The following is a 15583-nucleotide window of genomic DNA, read 5'->3' as shown; positions in this document are numbered from 1 at the left end:
AATTTGATTCTACTGGTAACCACCACACACAGCGGTTGTTTCAATCCTTTCTAAACGGACTGGCGAAAGATGTGTTCAGAAGATTATGCTCGGGAAAGGATGCAAGTAGAAAAAGAGGCAAGCCACTCCCTTGAAGCGTTACCTATTTTAGGCCTGTTTTCTGGAGAACCGGTTAAAACCGTAAGCCAACTGTTGAAGGGTGAATCCAGATTCTTAGTTTGGATGGGTAGCAAAAAAGCCTATTTTTGCGTACAGTTTTAACGAGAGCGTACATCTTTCACATAATCCACTACACATGAGTGTTTTAGTAAATAAAGATTCCAAAGTGATTGTGCAGGGCTTCACCGGCTCAGAAGGTTCCTTCCACGCACAGCAAATGATTGAATATGGCACCAACGTAGTAGGTGGTGTAACCCCAGGCAAAGGTGGTTCTACCCACTTAGACCGTCCGGTGTTCAATACCGTAGCCGAGGCCGTACAGAAAGCCGGTGCTAACGTGTCTATCATTTTCGTGCCACCAGCGTTTGCCGCTGATGCCATCATGGAAGCCGCCGATGCCGGTATTGAAGTGATTGTAGCCATTACCGAAGGAATTCCGGTGAAAGACATGGTTGCCGCTAAAAACTACATCAAAAACAAAGCAGTTACCTTGATAGGACCAAACTGCCCGGGCGTAATCACTCCAGGTGAGGCGAAAGTGGGTATCATGCCAGGTTTCGTGTTCAAGCCAGGTAGAATCGGGATCGTTTCAAAGTCTGGTACTTTGACCTATGAGGCCGCCGATCAGATTGTGAAAGCTGGTTTGGGTATCTCTACTGCCATTGGTATCGGGGGTGACCCTATCATCGGAACTCCTACTAAAAACGCAGTGGAGTTGTTGATGGAAGACCCGGAGACGGATGCGATTGTGATGATTGGTGAGATTGGCGGTAACTACGAAGCCGTTGCTGCGGAGTACATCCGTGCTACTGGTAACAAGAAGCCAGTAGTTGGTTTCATCGCGGGTCAGACTGCTCCTGCTGGTCGTAGAATGGGTCACGCAGGTGCCATCATCGGTGGTGCTGATGATACGGCTGCTGCTAAAATGCGCATCATGCGTGAGAACGGCATCCACGTAGTGGACTCTCCGGCCGAGATTGGCGAGACAATGGTAAGAGTATTACAAGGCGAGACTACCAACGCGTAATCTCTGCTTTTAGCATAAAGAAAGGCTGCTCTGTTAAGGGCAGCCTTTCTTGTTTTAGACCTGTTTTGGTGAAACCAGCCTTGAAACAACTTTTACTTAATTTTTACCACCCGCACAGGATGCCGCTCTTTCAGACCATCAGGCACGTGCGTTACAATCTCATCCCTTAGGGCTTCAATCAGCTTCTTCTTCAGGAAACTGCGGTGCACCACCAAACTTACTTCGCGCAAGGGCTGCGGCTCCGCAAATGGCCGGATCATGGCTTTTTTCTCGTCTGACATGTCCTGCACGGAGAGCTCCGGGAGGAGGGTCATGCCGCTTTGGGTTTCCACAATACGTTTAAGGGTTTCCAGGGAGCCGCTCTCATAGTCCAGGTGCACGTTGCGAATGCCTTTGGCGCGGTTACAGAGCTGGAGCACTTGGCTCCGGAAGCAATGACCGTCGTTCAAAAGCCACAAATCAGCGGGCTCAATGGCCTCGGCGGTGATAGTTTCGTTTTTGGCAAGCGGGTGCGATGGGTGCAGGTAGCCCACAAATGCTTCATAAAAAAGCGGTACCTCCACAATGGTTTTATCGTGCAGGGGCGTCACCAGCAAGCCAACGTCCAGCAGTTCCAGACGTAGATTCTCCACAATGCTGCTGGTCACCAATTCCTGAATGGTTACGTGTACTTTGGGGTACTTTTGGATAAATGAGGTGATAAACAGTGGCACCAGGTAAGGGGCAAGGGTAGGGATGACGCCAATCCGCAGTTCGCCCGTGATGCCATCGCGCTGCACCTTCACCAGTTCCTCAATCTTTTTGAACTCGGCCACGGCCACTCTGGCCTGGGCAATTACCTCTTTCCCTAACTCTGTGGGGCGTACGGGCACCCGACTCCGGTCAAATACCTGTACGCCCAGTTCTTCCTCCAATTTCTGAATCTGCATGCTCAGCGTGGGCTGCGTCACAAAACATTTCTCGGCGGCTGTGGCGAAGTGGCGGTAAGTGTCCACAGAAAGCAGGTATTCCAGTTGGGTAAGGGTCATCTTAAGATTGAGTGAATGAGTGATGGTCTGAATGCCCGAATCAAGCCTTCGGGTGAATTTTTGGTGTTTATTCCAGATGGCTTTTTGGGCCTGTTTTCTAAAAAGGAGACCTAAAAGGCAGTTTCTGAAGCTGAGGCAAAGGTAATAGATAATGGCTATGATAGTATAAGTACTATCAATTTGTTCTATATAATCGTTTCGGGCACCTTTGTCGTATGGGTAGGCAACACAAGAACATTTTCTAACCTATCACATTACTATGGAATCACACAACGAATTAGGACTGGAACGCAGAGACACTAAAGACTTAGCCGTTAAACTGAATGAATTGCTGGCTAATTACCACGTGTACTATCAAAACTTGCGCGCCTTCCATTGGAATATCAAAGGCGGAAACTTCTTCGCGCTACACGCCAAATTTGAGGAACTGTACACCGAGGCCTTTGAAACCATTGATGAAATAGCCGAGCGTATTCTGACCCTGCGCCACGTGCCCATGCACAGCTTCTCTGATTTCCTGGCCACGTCCAGAGTGCAGGAGAGAAAAGGCCTCACCACCGATGTAGACACTGTGGCCGCCACTGTGGAGAACATCGGGCAGATTATCCACCTGGAGCGTGAGGTGCTGGCCTTGGCCGCCGAACTGGACGACGAAGGTACCCAAGGGCTGATCAGTGATAACCTGAATACCCTGGAGAAAAACCTTTGGATGCTGAACGCCTTCCAAGGTTCTTAATCCGCCGTTCTTAAAACACTACTAACACCCTTTATTTTCTTTTAACCTTTACATATACCATGTCACAAAACCGAGTACTATCTGTTGGGGCAGAATTCCCTGCCTTTTCCAAAAAAGCTGTTGTTTCTTTAGAGAGAGACCAAGAGTTTAGAACCATCACCGAGCAAGAGCACCGCCAAAACGACCAGTGGTTGGTGATGTTCTGGTGGCCGAAAGACTTCACCTTCGTGTGCCCCACTGAGATTGCTGAGTTCAACAAGAACTATGACGAGTTCCGCGACCGCGACTGCCAACTGATTGGCGCCTCCACTGATTCTGAGTTCGTGCATGCTGCCTGGCGCCGCGACCACGATGACCTGCGTGGCCTTCGTTTCCCGATGCTGGCGGATACCTCCAAGTCTCTAGCCGAAGAATTGGGCATCTTAGACACCGAAGAGAAAGTAGCCTACCGCGTTACCTTCATTGTAGATCCGCAAGGTATCATCCAGTGGGTGAGCGTAAACGGATTAAGCGTGGGCCGTAACGTAGCCGAGGTGCTGCGTGTGCTGGACGCCCTGCAAACCGATGAACTTTGCCCTTGCAACTGGAAGAAAGGCGAAGCCACTTTATCCGTTTAATTGTTTTTTATACAGGAAGGCTGCGGAGGACCGGAAGGTAACCTCTGTCACTTACCGGTCCCCAACGCTTCTGTTTCCTGCTCACTTTCCGGAAAACGAGCCCAATTCCCTTTTCAGAGATGCCGCCCGTCCATCCTCTCTATATCAAATTGACCATGCTTTCTGTCATCCAAGAAACCCAACAAGATTTCCTGAAAGACCTGGGTCTTTCCGGCCAAGATTTCGCGCGCCTGGACCAACTGGTGCAAGGCGACTCTAAATACCTGAAGGACCTGCGCATTAACCTGAAAACCGCTCTGCAGTCTGAAAACGTAACTTCTAAGGAAGCCTACCTGATTGCCTTGTCAGCCGCGGTGAACGAAGAGAACAATACCCTTACGGAGTCTTTCCGGACGTTGGCTGCCTCTCACGGAGCTACTGACGCTGAGTTGGCCGAGGCCGTGGCCGTGACGTCGCTGTTAAGCACTAACAACATTCTGTACCGGTTCAAGCACTTCATGCACACTGATTTCTATGAATCAGCGCCCGCGAAAGTGAAGATGAACATCATGATGAACCCTGTGACCGGCAAAGAATTCTTTGAACTGGTGAGTCTGGCTATCTCGGCAATCAATGGCTGTGAGCGCTGCGTGACCTCGCATGAGGAAAGCGTACGCAAGCTGGGCGCTTCTGAGCAGCGTATTTTTGATGCCGTGCGTATTGCCGCCGTAGTGGTGGGCGTGAGCAAGGTCATCCGTTAGGATTCTTATCTTTTTGCCCATGTCATTGGCATTAAACCAGGTAACCGTTTCTGTGCATCAAATGCCGGAGGCGGTTGCTTTTTATAAAAACCTGGGCTTGCACCTGATTGTGCAAAGCCCGCATTACGCCCGTTTCGTGTGCCCCGATGGACTTTCCACGTTCTCAGCCCACCTCCACCAAGACGGTACGTTTCAACCTTCTACTACTACTGTGTACTTTGAGTGTGCTCAGGTAGACCAGCAAGTGCTTTCCATGAAAGACAAGGGCTATGTGTTTGAGCAGGACCTCAAAGACCAACCCTGGGCTTGGCGCGAAGCGTATTTGCGTGATCCTTCGGGTAACCTCATTTGCCTGTACTATGCGGGTCAGAGCCGCGTGAACCCCGAGTGGCGGTTACCAGAAAGCAAGCACAAGCATTTGCTGACGCCCGTTCACCTCACGACTTGGTTAGACGCCATGCAAACCGCTCTAAATGAGAATGACCTGCTGGCTTTGTAGCAGTTATTTTCGCCGGAAGTCAGGATGCTGGAATCGCCTTTTGCCGCGCCTATCTTCGGACCGGCCAAGATCAAACAGCATTACGATACGTTCCTGGGCATATACGCCAGCTTATCTTATCAGCTGATTGGTGTGCAGGGAGAAGTTGGGTATGCCCAGTTGGAAGGCACCTGGGGCTCCGTAGACAACGTGGTCTACAGCGCGATGCAGGCCCTTCGGTTCAACGCTGCCGGACTCTGCACCGAGATTATCGTTTGGGGTGGCCCTACCATTTCCAGAGCGGTCATGATGAAGAACATTTCGAAGGCATTTTCTGGAAATCAGGCCTAAAAAGGGAAGGGTTCTTTTTCCTGTTCAGGGTTTAATGAAACACCCGTAGAGACCAAGCATCGCCTTGTCTCCACGGTATCTGATTAACGTAATCTGATTCACGGTATTGGTAAATGCAACCTCCGCTGGCGCGAGCGTCCCGCTCGTGTCCGCAAGCATAGCTGAACTTTGTCTTGCTGATGTGCAACAGAGGATTTGGAATACGTGTGGACACGAGCTACAAGCTCGCGCCAGCATAAATGTTTAATGCTGTAGGGGCAATCCCTTGTGGTTGCCCTAACGGTGATAGCAGCAAAGGGCAACCACAAGGGATTGCCTCTACATCTCAATATAAAATAAAAGGCCCTCCGCTTGGTAGCAGAGGGCCTTTTTATCTGTTTTTCAGAAATCGGCCCTAAAAGGCAAATCACTGATGACTTCTAACTAATCACTATTTCGCGTAGGACACAGAGCGCATTTCGCGGATAACGGTGATCTTGATCTGACCTGGGTATTGCATCTCTTTCTCAATCTTCTGGGAGATGTCAAAAGACAGCTGCTGGGCGCGTTCATCGGTCACGTTGTCGGCGTCTACCATGACGCGGAGCTCGCGGCCGGCCTGGATGGCATAGCACTGGTTCACACCGTCAAAAGAGTGGGCGGTTTCTTCCAGTTCTTTCAGACGTTTGATGTACGACTCCATAATCTCGCGGCGGGCACCAGGGCGGGAGCCGGAGATGGCATCACAAGACTGAATGATAGGCGAAATCATGGCCGTCATCTCAATCTCATCGTGGTGAGCGCCGATGGCGTTGCACACGTCTGGGTGCTCTTTGTACTGCTGGGCCAGTTGCATACCAATGATAGCGTGCGGCAGTTCTGGTTCCTCGGTGGTTACTTTCCCGATGTCGTGTAACAGACCGGCACGTTTGGCGTGCTTCACGTTTAGACCCAGCTCAGCGGCCATGGTGGCGCAAAGGTTGGCTACTTCTCTGGAGTGTTGGAGCAGGTTCTGGCCGTAAGAAGACCGGAAACGCATGCGGCCTACCATCTTGATCAGCTCAGGGTGCAGACCGTGGATACCTAAGTCAATTGCGGTACGCTCACCGATCTCCACAATCTCCTCTTCAATGCTTTTCTTCGTCTTAGACACCACTTCCTCAATACGGGCCGGGTGGATACGACCATCGGCTACGAGGCGGTGCAGGGAAAGACGGGCAATCTCGCGTCTTACCGGATCGAAACCGGAGATGATGATAGCTTCCGGGGTATCGTCCACGATGATCTCCACGCCAGTGGCGGCTTCCAGGGCACGGATGTTACGGCCTTCACGACCGATGATCTTGCCTTTGATATCGTCTGACTCAATGTTGAAGATGGACACGCAGTTCTCAATGGCGTGCTCAGCGGCGGTGCGCTGGATGGTTTCAATTACTACCTTTTTGGCTTCTTTGGTAGCGGTGAGCTTAGCCTCGGCCACAATGTCTTTGATGTAGGAAGAGGCGCGGGTAGAGGCCTCGGACTTGAGGTTTTCCACCAGTTGCTCACGGGCTTCCTCGGCGCTCAGGTTAGCGATGCGCTCCAGACGGCTAAGGATTTCGTGGTGGTCTTGCTCTACTTTGCTGAGTTTGTCGCGGTACTGGGCCTCCAGGTCTTCTTTGCGCTTGTTGAAGCCGTCCAGTTGCTGGTTCAGTTTGTCTTTGAGAACATCGGTTTCCTGCTCTTTTTTCTTCAGGTCTTCCTGCTGCTTGGTAATGAACTGCTCGCGCTGCTTTACCTTGTTCTCGTTCTGAATGATGATGTTTTTCTTGCGGTTGGCCTCTTCCTCGTACTCGGCTTTCAGCTTCAGGAAATGCTCCTTGGCTTCCAGCATCTTGTCTTTCTTCTGGGTCTCGGCTTTTACCTCCGCCTCGCGGATGATGAGTTTGGCCCGCTCAGTGGCCTGTTCTTCCTGCTCCTTGAAGAGCTTCAGGAGCAGCACGCGGCCGGCATAGAAGCCTATGCTGGCGCCTATTACGGCTGCTAAAATGATATAAATAGTCATGGCTATAACTTTAAGGGTTTAAAGTATAGCAATGACACCAAACAAATCAGATGCGGAGCGGACGGTTGATTATCCGAGCTGCAGAGAAGAGAGCAGTTGGTTTAAAGAAGAGAGTTTTTCCTCCAACGAAAGTTGGGTTTCTACGGCGGCGTCTTCCGTTTTTATCTTGTCGGCGGCGGTTTCCAATGCAATCATGGCCAGCAGATCCTGCTTGTCATGAATCCCGAACTCTTCCCGAAACATTCTCAGGCGCTCATTCAGGTATTTTCCGGCCTGCCGCAGCCTTTCTTCCTCGTCCTCGTTTACCCGCATTGGATATTCGCGGTCGGCTATCTTGATGCGTATAGATAACTCACTCATGCCCAAATGCTGTTAAGTGCTGCCGTGGCGCGTTTGTTGGTTTGAAGGTTGCCCTGCGATGTCATAAAAAAGTAAAAATTCCGCATGTCAAGCCTAAGGTTCTAAATTGGTATAAGGGCGTGCAGGCACGCATTAAAAGAGAACAATCAACAACCGCAACCAGACAACCCGTTCTTCTATTCTCTTAAATAAGCGATGCACTTGTCAATTTCGCGCAAGTACTCGTTTATTTTTAGCTTCAACTCCGTTGAATTGGTAGTGTCTACTGCTATGGTTTGTACAATTTTACTAATATTATCTTGATTCTGAAAATTTTTTATCTCAGCATCTTTCTCCTGAATCACTTGCTGTAAGCGCGCTATTTCCTGGTGGGCTGCCTGAAGCCGCTCCTGCCCGGCCTGGTACTGCTGTACCAGTTGGCGCACTTTGCCCTCAATGGACTGTATCTGCTGAAGGGTAGATTGGTCAGACATCTTACTTCCGGATTACGGCTCCTAGTTGGTGCTCAAACTGTTGCATGAGGCGGTTCATGGTAGAATCAATCACTTTGTCGGTCAGGGTCTGGTTTTTGTCCTGTAGGGTGAAGCTGATGGCGATGGCTTTTTTGTCGCTTTCAATCTTGTCTCCCTCATAGACGTCAAACACATTCACCTCCTGGAGCAACTTACGTTCCACCTTCTGGGCCACCTGCCTGATCTGGTCAAAAGATACGGATTTTTCCACCACCAAAGACAAGTCGCGGCGCACTTCGGGGAATTTGGAGAGTTCCTCAAACACCAGCTTGTCTTTGTAGTTGCGCAACAAATAATCCCAATTCAGCTCAGCGTACCAAACGGGCTCTTTCACGTCTACCTGCTTGCACACGCCGTCCTTCAGCAGCCCGATGTGGCCCAAGGTCACATCGCCTTTCTGGTAGGTCACACCGCCCGCTAAATACGGGTGCTGCGTAGGCTGCATGGTGAAGTTAGGCTGGCGGCAAAGCGTGAGAACCTGCTGTACCTGCCCGGCCAAATCATGGAAGTTCGCTTTGGCGGTGGCCTGCTGCCAGCTTTCAGAAGCGCGGTTGCCGGTCATGAACAAGGCCAGATAGTTGTTCTCTTTGTATTTCTCGCCTTCTTTGCGATACACCTTGCCAATCTCAAACACCTTCAGGTCGCGCTGACGGCGGTTGATGTTGTGTCTTAAAACTTCCAAACCAGAGTACACCAGGGTCAAACGCATGGCATCCAGGTCCTCGGAGTTGTAGTTCAGGATAGGCACCAGCTCAGCGGGCGTGTTGCCCTCGGCGTCTTTGTAGTAGTTGGAGTTGGTGAGCGAGTTGGTGATGGTTTCCAGGTACCCGTTAGCCGCCAACGCATCGGCGATGCGCTTGGTGATGACCTCGGGATCTGGGTTGGGGAACTTGGCCAGGTAGCTGGCCGCCAGGTTCTCGCTCAGCGTGATGTTGTTGTAGCCGTAGATACGCAGCACCTCTTCCACCACATCGGCCTCGCGGGTCACGTCTACCTTGTGCGGCGGAATGGACAGGAGCAGGTCCTCGGCGGTTTCTTCCTCAATGCCAATGCCCAGGTCCGTTAAAATCTCTTTGATCCGGGCTTCGCCGATGTGCTGCCCGATCAACTGGTGCACCCGCGCGTAGCTTACCTGAATCTGCCTAGGCACTACCGGCATTGGGTACACATCTACAATCTCAGATGAAATCTCGCCGCCCGCTACTTCCTGAATGAGCAAAGCGGCTCTTTTCAGGGCCGTGATGACCATGTTGGGATCGGTGCCGCGCTCAAAGCGGAACGAGGAGTCGGTTTTGATGCCGTGCGTCTGGGACGTTTTCCGGATGCCGGCGGGAGCGAAGTAAGCGCTCTCCAGGAAGATGTTCTGGGTCGCCTCGGTCACGCCAGCCTGCAAACCCCCGAACACGCCCGCGAGTACCATCGGCTCCTCGGCATTGCTGATGGTCAGGTCCCCGGCGCGCAGGGTGCGCTCCACGCTGTCTAAGGTGGTGAACTTCGCGCCGTCACCGGCGTTTTTCACGATGATCCTGCCGCCTTTGATTTTCTCGGCGTCGAAGGCGTGCATAGGCTGGCCTAACTCGTGCAACACGTAATTAGTCACGTCCACCACGTTGTTGATCGGCGACAACCCGATGGCGCGCAATCTCTGCTGCAGCCATTTAGGTGACTCATGCACTTTCACCCCGGAAACAGTGACCCCGGCGTACCGCGGACAAGCCTCCGGGTTTTCCACCTCCACCGTGATGGACAGGCTTGTATTGGCTACTTTGAAACCACTTAGATCTGGCAGTTTGTACGGCGTTTTAAGCAAAGCCTGCAGGTCGCGGGCCACGCCCAGGTGCGAGGCGGCATCGGCGCGGTTAGGCGTCAACCCAATCTCGAACACCTCATCGGAGGCCAACCCGAAGTACTGGGCCGCCGGAGTTCCGTTAGGCAGATCAGTGTCCAGCACCAGGATGCCGGAGTGGTCGGTACCCAGGCCAATCTCATCCTCGGCGCAGATCATGCCTTCTGATACGGCCCCTCTGATTTTTGATTTCTTTATCTGAAAGGGTTCGCCGCCCGCTGGGTACAAGGTAGCACCCACGGTGGCAATGACTACTTTCTGGCCCGCCGCCACGTTGGAAGCGCCGCACACAATGTGCTTGGGCTCGCCGTCGCCGGTGTCCACGGTGGTCACGCTTAGTTTATCGGCATCGGGGTGTTTGGCGCAGGTGAGCACCTCGCCAATGACCATGCCTTTCAGGCCACCGGCCACAACCTCTACCGTTTCAATACCTTCTACCTCCAGGCCGGCATCAGTGAGGAGTTTGCCCACTTCCTGGGCGGGTTTGTCTATGGCAATTAACGTCTTGAGCCAATCCAGTGATATGCGCATGGTGTTCTTCTCAGGGTGTGACAGGTGCAGCCACGCCGCACCTACAGCCGTTTTGCGGCTACAATTTTCAAAATTACCAAAAACTGGTTAAGATGGGTGGAAAGGGATGATTTTTTGTGGAATGGGGTGTTGCGAGAATTCCCATTAAAAGGAAAAGCTACTTCGTTGGGTGATGTGGGGCTGTTTTGGGGAAAACAGGCTTGAAACGTCAATGGCACAGACGCTCGCAGGTCCTCCGGACGCTACGAGGTCTTTTAAGTGGGCAGTATTGCAAAGGCAAACCTATGCTGGCGCGAGCCTCCGGCTCGTTTCTGCCCGTATTCGGGATCCTCTTTTTTTCAACTCAGAAAGCAGAAGTAATTTCAAGGCGTGTGGACACGAGCCGGAAACTCGCGCCAGCGATTAACTCAAGACTAAAGACTCAGAACTCGCCAGGTTTACTTGGCAAACGCTTGTTCTCCGGCGGGAATCTTCACCTTTAGGCGGTTTTCAGCGGGCGGCATGGGACAGGCAAACTCGGGGTTATAGGCGCAGAAGGGATTATAGGCTTTGTTGAAGTCCAGCACGATGGTTTTCCCATTCGGGATGGCGTCCAGGTAGCGGCCGCCGCCGTAGGTCTCAAAACCGTTGGTTTGGTCAGTGAAGGGGATGAACAGCGTGTCTGATACGGAACCGGCTTTCTGGAACAGGGTGAGCGTATGTGTCTGACCTTCCAGTTCAAAAGAGGCTTTTCCTTTCACAAAATACGGTTCCTGCGTGCCAGTTGTCATGGGCATGGCCACTGGTTCTTTGCTTTCTAGAGGCGTGAAATCTGCGGCTACCTCAAAGTCCCGGGTGGGAGCGTAATAAGAGAGTTTATTGAACGCACGGCGCATGGAATCGGGGAGGGGAGAGCGGGTGAGGCTTCTGAACGTAAGGTCTTTGTTTTCCCTGTATTTCAGGACGGCCTGGTTGTAGCTCTCGTCATTGAAGAACAGGTCTTTCACCAGATAGCCCACAATGAGCAGCACGCCAATAAGAATGATGTATTTGAATCCTTTCATGTACTAAGGCAGGTTGAAGGCGCAAAGGTCGGAAAGAAATCTTTATCAAAAGGTAAATTCCTGAGCTCTGTGTTTGGGCTCTACTGCCTAGGCTGTTTTTTTGGCTTTTTTCAGAACACAGGTCAAAAAAGGAGGCAGCCACTTTGCAGTGACCACCTTCCATGCAGACAAAAACAATCAACAATTAGCAATCAACAATCCTTAAAGCAGGTCTTCATCGGCGAAGCTGTAGTAACTATTATCGGTGAAGATGAGGTGGTCCAGAATAGGCAGGTCCAAAACCTTTCCGGCTTCCTGTAGTTTTTTGGTCAGCGAGATATCAGCGGCGCTGGGTTTCAGGTGGCCCGAGGGGTGGTTGTGTACCAGGATGATGGCGCTGGCCAGGTTCTCCAGAGCGTGTTTGAAGATAAGCTTGGGATCAGCCACGGTACCGGCCACGCCTCCGGTGCTGATCTGGATTTTCTTCATGATGGTGTTGGCCCGATTGAGCAGGATGATCCAAAACTCTTCGTGGGGCAGGTCCAGCAGCTGGGGACGGATGTAGTCGTAAATGTCCGTAGAGCAGGTGATTCGGGTTTTAACGGCGGGGGCGGCTTCTTTCCGACGGCGGCCCAGTTCCAGGGCGCTCACAATAGAGATGGCCTTGGCTTCGCCGATGCCTTTGTGCTTCTGTAGTTCCTTCACGGTAAGCCGGGCCAGGGCGTTCAGGTCGTTGTCCACGGCGCTGAGGATGAGTTTGGCTACGTCTACGGCGCTCAGTTTGGGAGTTCCTGAGCCTATCAGAATTCCTATCAGCTCGGCGTCAGAGAGGGCAGCGCGGCCTTTCAGGAGAAGCTTTTCCCTAGGACGGTCTTCTTCGGCCCATGATTTAATAGAGAGCGGTGCAGCGGCGTAAACGGTTGACATAGGTGATAAATTAATTTATTGAATTCAGGATAAAATTTCTTGTACAATTTATATGGTATAGAAATAGTTCACCGGGTTATCACAATTACACGTACATCCTTCGTTATGGAAAATTAGCTTTGTTACCAAATTCGGATTTTAAATAAGAAATGACCAGACTGATTATCACGTTACTCCTTGTCTTACTTATAGACATTTACGTTTTCCAGGCCGTGCGTACGGTGGCGGGGAGCTTTGCGCCAGGGGCCCGAAAGGCGGCTTATATCATTTATTGGGCCATCAGCCTGTTTACCTTGGGCACGTTGTTGCTGGCCTTGTTAACCCGAGGCTCGGCCCCTAATCCTACCCGCATGCAGGTGGCCAATGTGCTGTTCATCCTGTTCGTTTCTAAACTGGTGATCGTGCTTTTCCTGTTCCTGGATGATCTGGTGCGCCTCACGCAGTGGATATCCAACACGGTACGCGGGCCCGAGCAGCCAAAGTTTGATGTGTCGCGGCACCGGTTCATGAGCCAATTGGCGCTGGTGATGGGGGCGTTACCGTTCACGGCATTGATCTGGGGTATGGTGAAAGGCGCCTATGACTACCAGGTGAAGAAAGTGACCCTTAAATTCCCCAACCTTCCGCCCGCTTTTGAAGGATACCTGCTTCTGCAGATCACCGACATGCACTCGGGTAGTTTCCATTCTGGGGAGCCGCTGGAGAAAGCGGTGGCCATCATCAACAAACAAGCTGTGGATGCGGTGGTGTTTACCGGCGACTTGGTGAACAACGTGGCCTCAGAGGTGGAACCGTATATTCCCACGCTGGCTAAAATCAAGGCTCGCGATGGCGTCTTTTCTATTTTGGGCAACCATGACTACGGCGATTATGTGGCTTGGGGAAGCCGCGAGGAGAAGATCCATAACCTGAACACCCTTAAAAACCACCATCGGCAGGCGGGTTGGGATCTGCTCCTTAACGAGCACCGGGTGCTGGAGCGCGACGGGCAGCAGATTGCCTTGCTGGGCGTGGAGAACTGGGGCCATCGCATGAATTTTCCTAAGTACGGCATCATGTCCAAAGCCTATGCCGGCACTGAGAAATACCCATTCAAGGTGCTGCTCTCGCATGACCCTTCGCACTGGGACGGCGAGGTGAACACCCAGTACCAGGACATCGACCTGATGTTGTCTGGCCACACCCATGGTATGCAGTTTGGCGTGAACATCCCCGGTTGGAAATGGAGTCCCGTGCAGTACGTGTACAAACAATGGTCAGGATTATACCAGAAAGGCCGCCAGCACCTGTATGTGAACGTAGGCCTTGGGTTCCTGGGCTATCACGGGCGCGTGGGCTTTCTACCCGAGATTACCGTTTTTGAGTTCAAAAGAGGGTAGGGCAACCGCTGGAACCCTGACTTTCTGAAGAATTTTTCATCAATCTTCAGAAGGGAGTACAAATCCTGTTTTCAGGCTGATTTGCTAAATTAAGCCAGAAAACAGGATTTTTGCTTTTTAAGGCCGTTTTGGAAATTGTGGTGCTAAAACGATGATATGGCTTAAGTGCAATTTAGGTAAAACCTGGCTTATGGGGCTGCGTAAACAGCAGGAACAAGCTAAGCCTCTTGGCGGCAAATGTTTCACCTAAGAAAACAGACCATGAAAAAGTATATGTTAATGTTTATTGCGGCCGGAGCCTTGGCTTTTACCGCTTGCAGCGAAGACAAAGGTACCTCCACCGAAACAAACGAAAACGATAGCGATACCCCAGACAACGCCTCGGGCGAAACCACCGATTCCTCCACCGTTTACAACTATGAAAAGGAGTCTCGGGAAAGAGCCAACCGCATGTCTTCCCAGATGTCACAAGACCTGAAACTAGACGCCGCCGCCCAGGCCCGCATCAGAACGGTGATGTATAACCGCGCCCGCATGATGAACGAGCTGGAGACCCGCTACAGCAGCACAAACCAAAGCGCCGGGATGGCCATGGATAGCAGCTCCATGAGCGATGACTTGACGGTAGAAGATGACAACATGATGGACAGTGGCGCCGCGGTGCAAAGCTCCATGGAAGTAACTGGCTACCCAGAAGATTATCCTACCCAGTACTACAGTGAGATGGAGTCCATCAACACAAACGTAGACATGGAGGTAAAAGGATTTTTAACGCCTGAGCAGTTCAAGATGTATGAGGCCAACCGTCAGAAATACTACAGCGGCGAGGCCAAATACAAGGCTCAGGACGGCTCTAAACTGAAAGTAGACGGTGATGAAGCCAAACTGAAGGCCGGTGACACCAAGGTGAAAAGAGACGGTGACGAGTCTAAATTCAAAACCGAAGACATCAAAGTGAAGAAAGAGCCCGGTGAGTCAAAGATCAAAACCGATGACGCCAAACTGAAACGCGAGAAAAACGAAGTGAAGTACAAGTCCGGTGACACTAAAATAAAACTGGAGAACTAACCGTTCTCTCAGTATCTTTGAAAGGCTTGCCCGTAAGAAAGGCAAGCCTTTTTCATGGCTGTTTCTGCCCTTCTGTAATCTATGAGTAAGCGCTTCTGCTTTTTGTTTCTTTTCATGTTACCCTTGCTGGCTTGGCAGGGAGCTCCCGCCCAGCAGGGGCACAGTATCTGGGTGAGCGGACAGGTGCTGCGGGAAGATACCAAAAAGCCTATTGCTGGCGTGTCTGTGTACCTGAAAAGCACGGGGCAGGGGCAAGCCACCAATGAACAGGGCGCCTTCAGAATAAGAATATCCTCCGCCGATACGCTCGTTTTTCGGGCCCTTGGCTTCCGGGAGAAGATGTACGTGCCCTCGCTACGCAGCGTCACAGAGCTGCGGGTGAATATTCTGCTGCAGGAAGAAAGCGTGCAGTTGCGTGAGGTAAGGGTATCGCCGCTGTCGCCGGAAAAAGTAGACCGGGTCCTCCGGAATATGAAACCCCGTCCTGCCCCGCCCAAACCCAGAATGAACGTAACGGTGCCTCGCATCATCATTCCGCCCGGGCCGCCCGCTCCGGCAGATGTGATCACCAGTCCCCTGAGTTTCCTGTATGAACAGTTTTCCAAAGAAGGCCGGCAGCGCACCCGCGTGGCCAAGCTCATGGAGGAACGGGAACGGCAAAAAGAACTGGAGCGCATCATGATGCGGCAAGACTCCATCCGACAGGCTCGTCTGCGCTACAACCGTTTTTTCAGAGACACCACCAGTTTCTATGATCCGCGCTGGTAGCGAACTCTCCA

General features: G+C 51.8%; 16 protein-coding genes. 9 read left to right on the top strand and 7 right to left on the bottom strand.

Translation table 11 applies throughout. From position 1 onward, the window contains the following. The first annotated feature begins 295 nt into the window (after nt 1-295). A complete protein-coding gene (gene sucD, locus EFB08_RS03325) occupies nt 296-1186 on the top strand; it encodes a succinate--CoA ligase subunit alpha (protein WP_123125461.1) in 891 nt (296 codons plus the stop codon). Between the two features lie 92 nt (nt 1187-1278). On the opposite strand, the gene EFB08_RS03320 is transcribed toward sucD, so the two are convergent. Next, on the bottom strand, nt 1279-2214 hold the full coding sequence (locus EFB08_RS03320) for a hydrogen peroxide-inducible genes activator (protein WP_123125460.1): 936 nt from the start codon (nt 2212-2214) through the stop codon (nt 1279-1281). A gap of 259 nt (nt 2215-2473) precedes the next feature. On the opposite strand from EFB08_RS03320, the gene EFB08_RS03315 reads away from it, so the two are divergent. The 5 genes from EFB08_RS03315 to EFB08_RS03295 all read left to right on the top strand — a co-directional run bounded on the left by EFB08_RS03315 (nt 2474) and on the right by EFB08_RS03295 (nt 5136). Further along, nucleotides 2474-2950 carry a Dps family protein gene (locus EFB08_RS03315; RefSeq protein WP_123125459.1) on the top strand — a complete coding sequence of 159 codons (477 nt, stop codon included), beginning with the start codon at nt 2474-2476 and terminating at the stop codon, nt 2948-2950. A 59-nt stretch (nt 2951-3009) separates the two neighbouring features. Further along, nucleotides 3010-3567 carry a peroxiredoxin gene (locus tag EFB08_RS03310; RefSeq protein WP_123125458.1) on the top strand — a complete coding sequence of 186 codons (558 nt, stop codon included), beginning with the start codon at nt 3010-3012 and terminating at the stop codon, nt 3565-3567. 155 nt (nt 3568-3722) lie between these two features. Beyond that, nucleotides 3723-4307, top strand: a complete 585-nt coding sequence (locus EFB08_RS03305; RefSeq protein WP_123125631.1) for a carboxymuconolactone decarboxylase family protein — start codon at nt 3723-3725, stop codon at nt 4305-4307. A 19-nt stretch (nt 4308-4326) separates the two neighbouring features. Continuing rightward, nucleotides 4327-4806, top strand: a complete 480-nt coding sequence (locus EFB08_RS03300; RefSeq protein WP_227006189.1) for a VOC family protein — start codon at nt 4327-4329, stop codon at nt 4804-4806. 24 nt (nt 4807-4830) lie between these two features. After that, nucleotides 4831-5136 (top strand): hypothetical protein, encoded by a 306-nt coding sequence (locus EFB08_RS03295; RefSeq protein ID WP_123125457.1) that lies wholly within the window; start codon nt 4831-4833, stop codon nt 5134-5136. Between the two features lie 430 nt (nt 5137-5566). Here the strand turns inward: EFB08_RS03295 and rny are convergent, their stop codons facing one another. From rny to radC, 6 genes are all read right to left on the bottom strand, one after another. Then, the gene (rny, locus tag EFB08_RS03290) at nt 5567-7159 is read right to left on the bottom strand and encodes a ribonuclease Y (protein WP_394342944.1); all 1593 of its coding nucleotides are present in this window, start codon (nt 7157-7159) and stop codon (nt 5567-5569) included. Nucleotides 7160-7228: 69 nt separating this feature from the next. After that, entirely contained in the window at nt 7229-7519 is a 291-nt protein-coding gene (locus tag EFB08_RS03285) for a cell division protein ZapA (protein ID WP_062542813.1), read from the bottom strand. Nucleotides 7520-7695: 176 nt separating this feature from the next. Continuing rightward, nucleotides 7696-7992, bottom strand: coding sequence for a hypothetical protein (locus tag EFB08_RS03280; protein WP_123125455.1), 297 nt, complete (start codon nt 7990-7992; stop codon nt 7696-7698). A 1-nt stretch (nt 7993) separates the two neighbouring features. After that, on the bottom strand, nt 7994-10408 hold the full coding sequence (gene pheT / locus EFB08_RS03275; protein WP_123125454.1) for a phenylalanine--tRNA ligase subunit beta: 2415 nt from the start codon (nt 10406-10408) through the stop codon (nt 7994-7996). 437 nt (nt 10409-10845) lie between these two features. Further along, the gene (locus tag EFB08_RS03265; protein WP_123125452.1) at nt 10846-11451 is read right to left on the bottom strand and encodes a DUF1684 domain-containing protein; all 606 of its coding nucleotides are present in this window, start codon (nt 11449-11451) and stop codon (nt 10846-10848) included. 201 nt (nt 11452-11652) lie between these two features. Continuing rightward, entirely contained in the window at nt 11653-12357 is a 705-nt protein-coding gene (gene radC / locus EFB08_RS03260; RefSeq protein ID WP_123125451.1) for a RadC family protein, read from the bottom strand. Between the two features lie 149 nt (nt 12358-12506). Between radC and EFB08_RS03255 the strand changes: the two genes are divergently transcribed. The 3 genes from EFB08_RS03255 to EFB08_RS03245 all read left to right on the top strand — a co-directional run bounded on the left by EFB08_RS03255 (nt 12507) and on the right by EFB08_RS03245 (nt 15572). After that, nucleotides 12507-13736 (top strand): metallophosphoesterase, encoded by a 1230-nt coding sequence (locus EFB08_RS03255; RefSeq protein ID WP_123125450.1) that lies wholly within the window; start codon nt 12507-12509, stop codon nt 13734-13736. Nucleotides 13737-13997: 261 nt separating this feature from the next. Continuing rightward, complete coding sequence (locus EFB08_RS03250; RefSeq protein ID WP_125077638.1) at nt 13998-14804, top strand: hypothetical protein; 807 nt, start codon at nt 13998-14000, stop codon at nt 14802-14804. A gap of 81 nt (nt 14805-14885) precedes the next feature. Continuing rightward, a complete protein-coding gene (locus EFB08_RS03245) occupies nt 14886-15572 on the top strand; it encodes a carboxypeptidase-like regulatory domain-containing protein (RefSeq protein WP_123125448.1) in 687 nt (228 codons plus the stop codon). The last annotated feature ends 11 nt before the right edge of the window (nt 15573-15583 follow it).

Source organism: Rufibacter latericius, from assembly GCF_003721515.1.
Taxonomy (GTDB): domain Bacteria; phylum Bacteroidota; class Bacteroidia; order Cytophagales; family Hymenobacteraceae; genus Nibribacter; species Nibribacter latericius.
Note: the sequence above shows the minus strand (reverse complement) of the source record. Positions and strands in the feature narration are given on the sequence as shown.

What these genes read in the sequence shown, in the direction of transcription:
- sucD (WP_123125461.1), top strand. Translation starts at nt 296, where the DNA reads ATGAGTGTTTTAGTAAATAAAGATTCCAAAGTGATTGTGCAGGGCTTC.
- EFB08_RS03320 (WP_123125460.1), bottom strand. Translation starts at nt 2,214, where the DNA reads ATGACCCTTACCCAACTGGAATACCTGCTTTCTGTGGACACTTACCGC.
- EFB08_RS03315 (WP_123125459.1), top strand. Translation starts at nt 2,474, where the DNA reads ATGGAATCACACAACGAATTAGGACTGGAACGCAGAGACACTAAAGAC.
- EFB08_RS03310 (WP_123125458.1), top strand. Translation starts at nt 3,010, where the DNA reads ATGTCACAAAACCGAGTACTATCTGTTGGGGCAGAATTCCCTGCCTTT.
- EFB08_RS03305 (WP_123125631.1), top strand. Translation starts at nt 3,723, where the DNA reads ATGCTTTCTGTCATCCAAGAAACCCAACAAGATTTCCTGAAAGACCTG.
- EFB08_RS03300 (WP_227006189.1), top strand. Translation starts at nt 4,327, where the DNA reads ATGTCATTGGCATTAAACCAGGTAACCGTTTCTGTGCATCAAATGCCG.
- EFB08_RS03295 (WP_123125457.1), top strand. Translation starts at nt 4,831, where the DNA reads ATGCTGGAATCGCCTTTTGCCGCGCCTATCTTCGGACCGGCCAAGATC.
- rny (WP_394342944.1), bottom strand. Translation starts at nt 7,159, where the DNA reads ATGACTATTTATATCATTTTAGCAGCCGTAATAGGCGCCAGCATAGGC.
- EFB08_RS03285 (WP_062542813.1), bottom strand. Translation starts at nt 7,519, where the DNA reads ATGAGTGAGTTATCTATACGCATCAAGATAGCCGACCGCGAATATCCA.
- EFB08_RS03280 (WP_123125455.1), bottom strand. Translation starts at nt 7,992, where the DNA reads ATGTCTGACCAATCTACCCTTCAGCAGATACAGTCCATTGAGGGCAAA.
- pheT (WP_123125454.1), bottom strand. Translation starts at nt 10,408, where the DNA reads ATGCGCATATCACTGGATTGGCTCAAGACGTTAATTGCCATAGACAAA.
- EFB08_RS03265 (WP_123125452.1), bottom strand. Translation starts at nt 11,451, where the DNA reads ATGAAAGGATTCAAATACATCATTCTTATTGGCGTGCTGCTCATTGTG.
- radC (WP_123125451.1), bottom strand. Translation starts at nt 12,357, where the DNA reads ATGTCAACCGTTTACGCCGCTGCACCGCTCTCTATTAAATCATGGGCC.
- EFB08_RS03255 (WP_123125450.1), top strand. Translation starts at nt 12,507, where the DNA reads ATGACCAGACTGATTATCACGTTACTCCTTGTCTTACTTATAGACATT.
- EFB08_RS03250 (WP_125077638.1), top strand. Translation starts at nt 13,998, where the DNA reads ATGAAAAAGTATATGTTAATGTTTATTGCGGCCGGAGCCTTGGCTTTT.
- EFB08_RS03245 (WP_123125448.1), top strand. Translation starts at nt 14,886, where the DNA reads ATGAGTAAGCGCTTCTGCTTTTTGTTTCTTTTCATGTTACCCTTGCTG.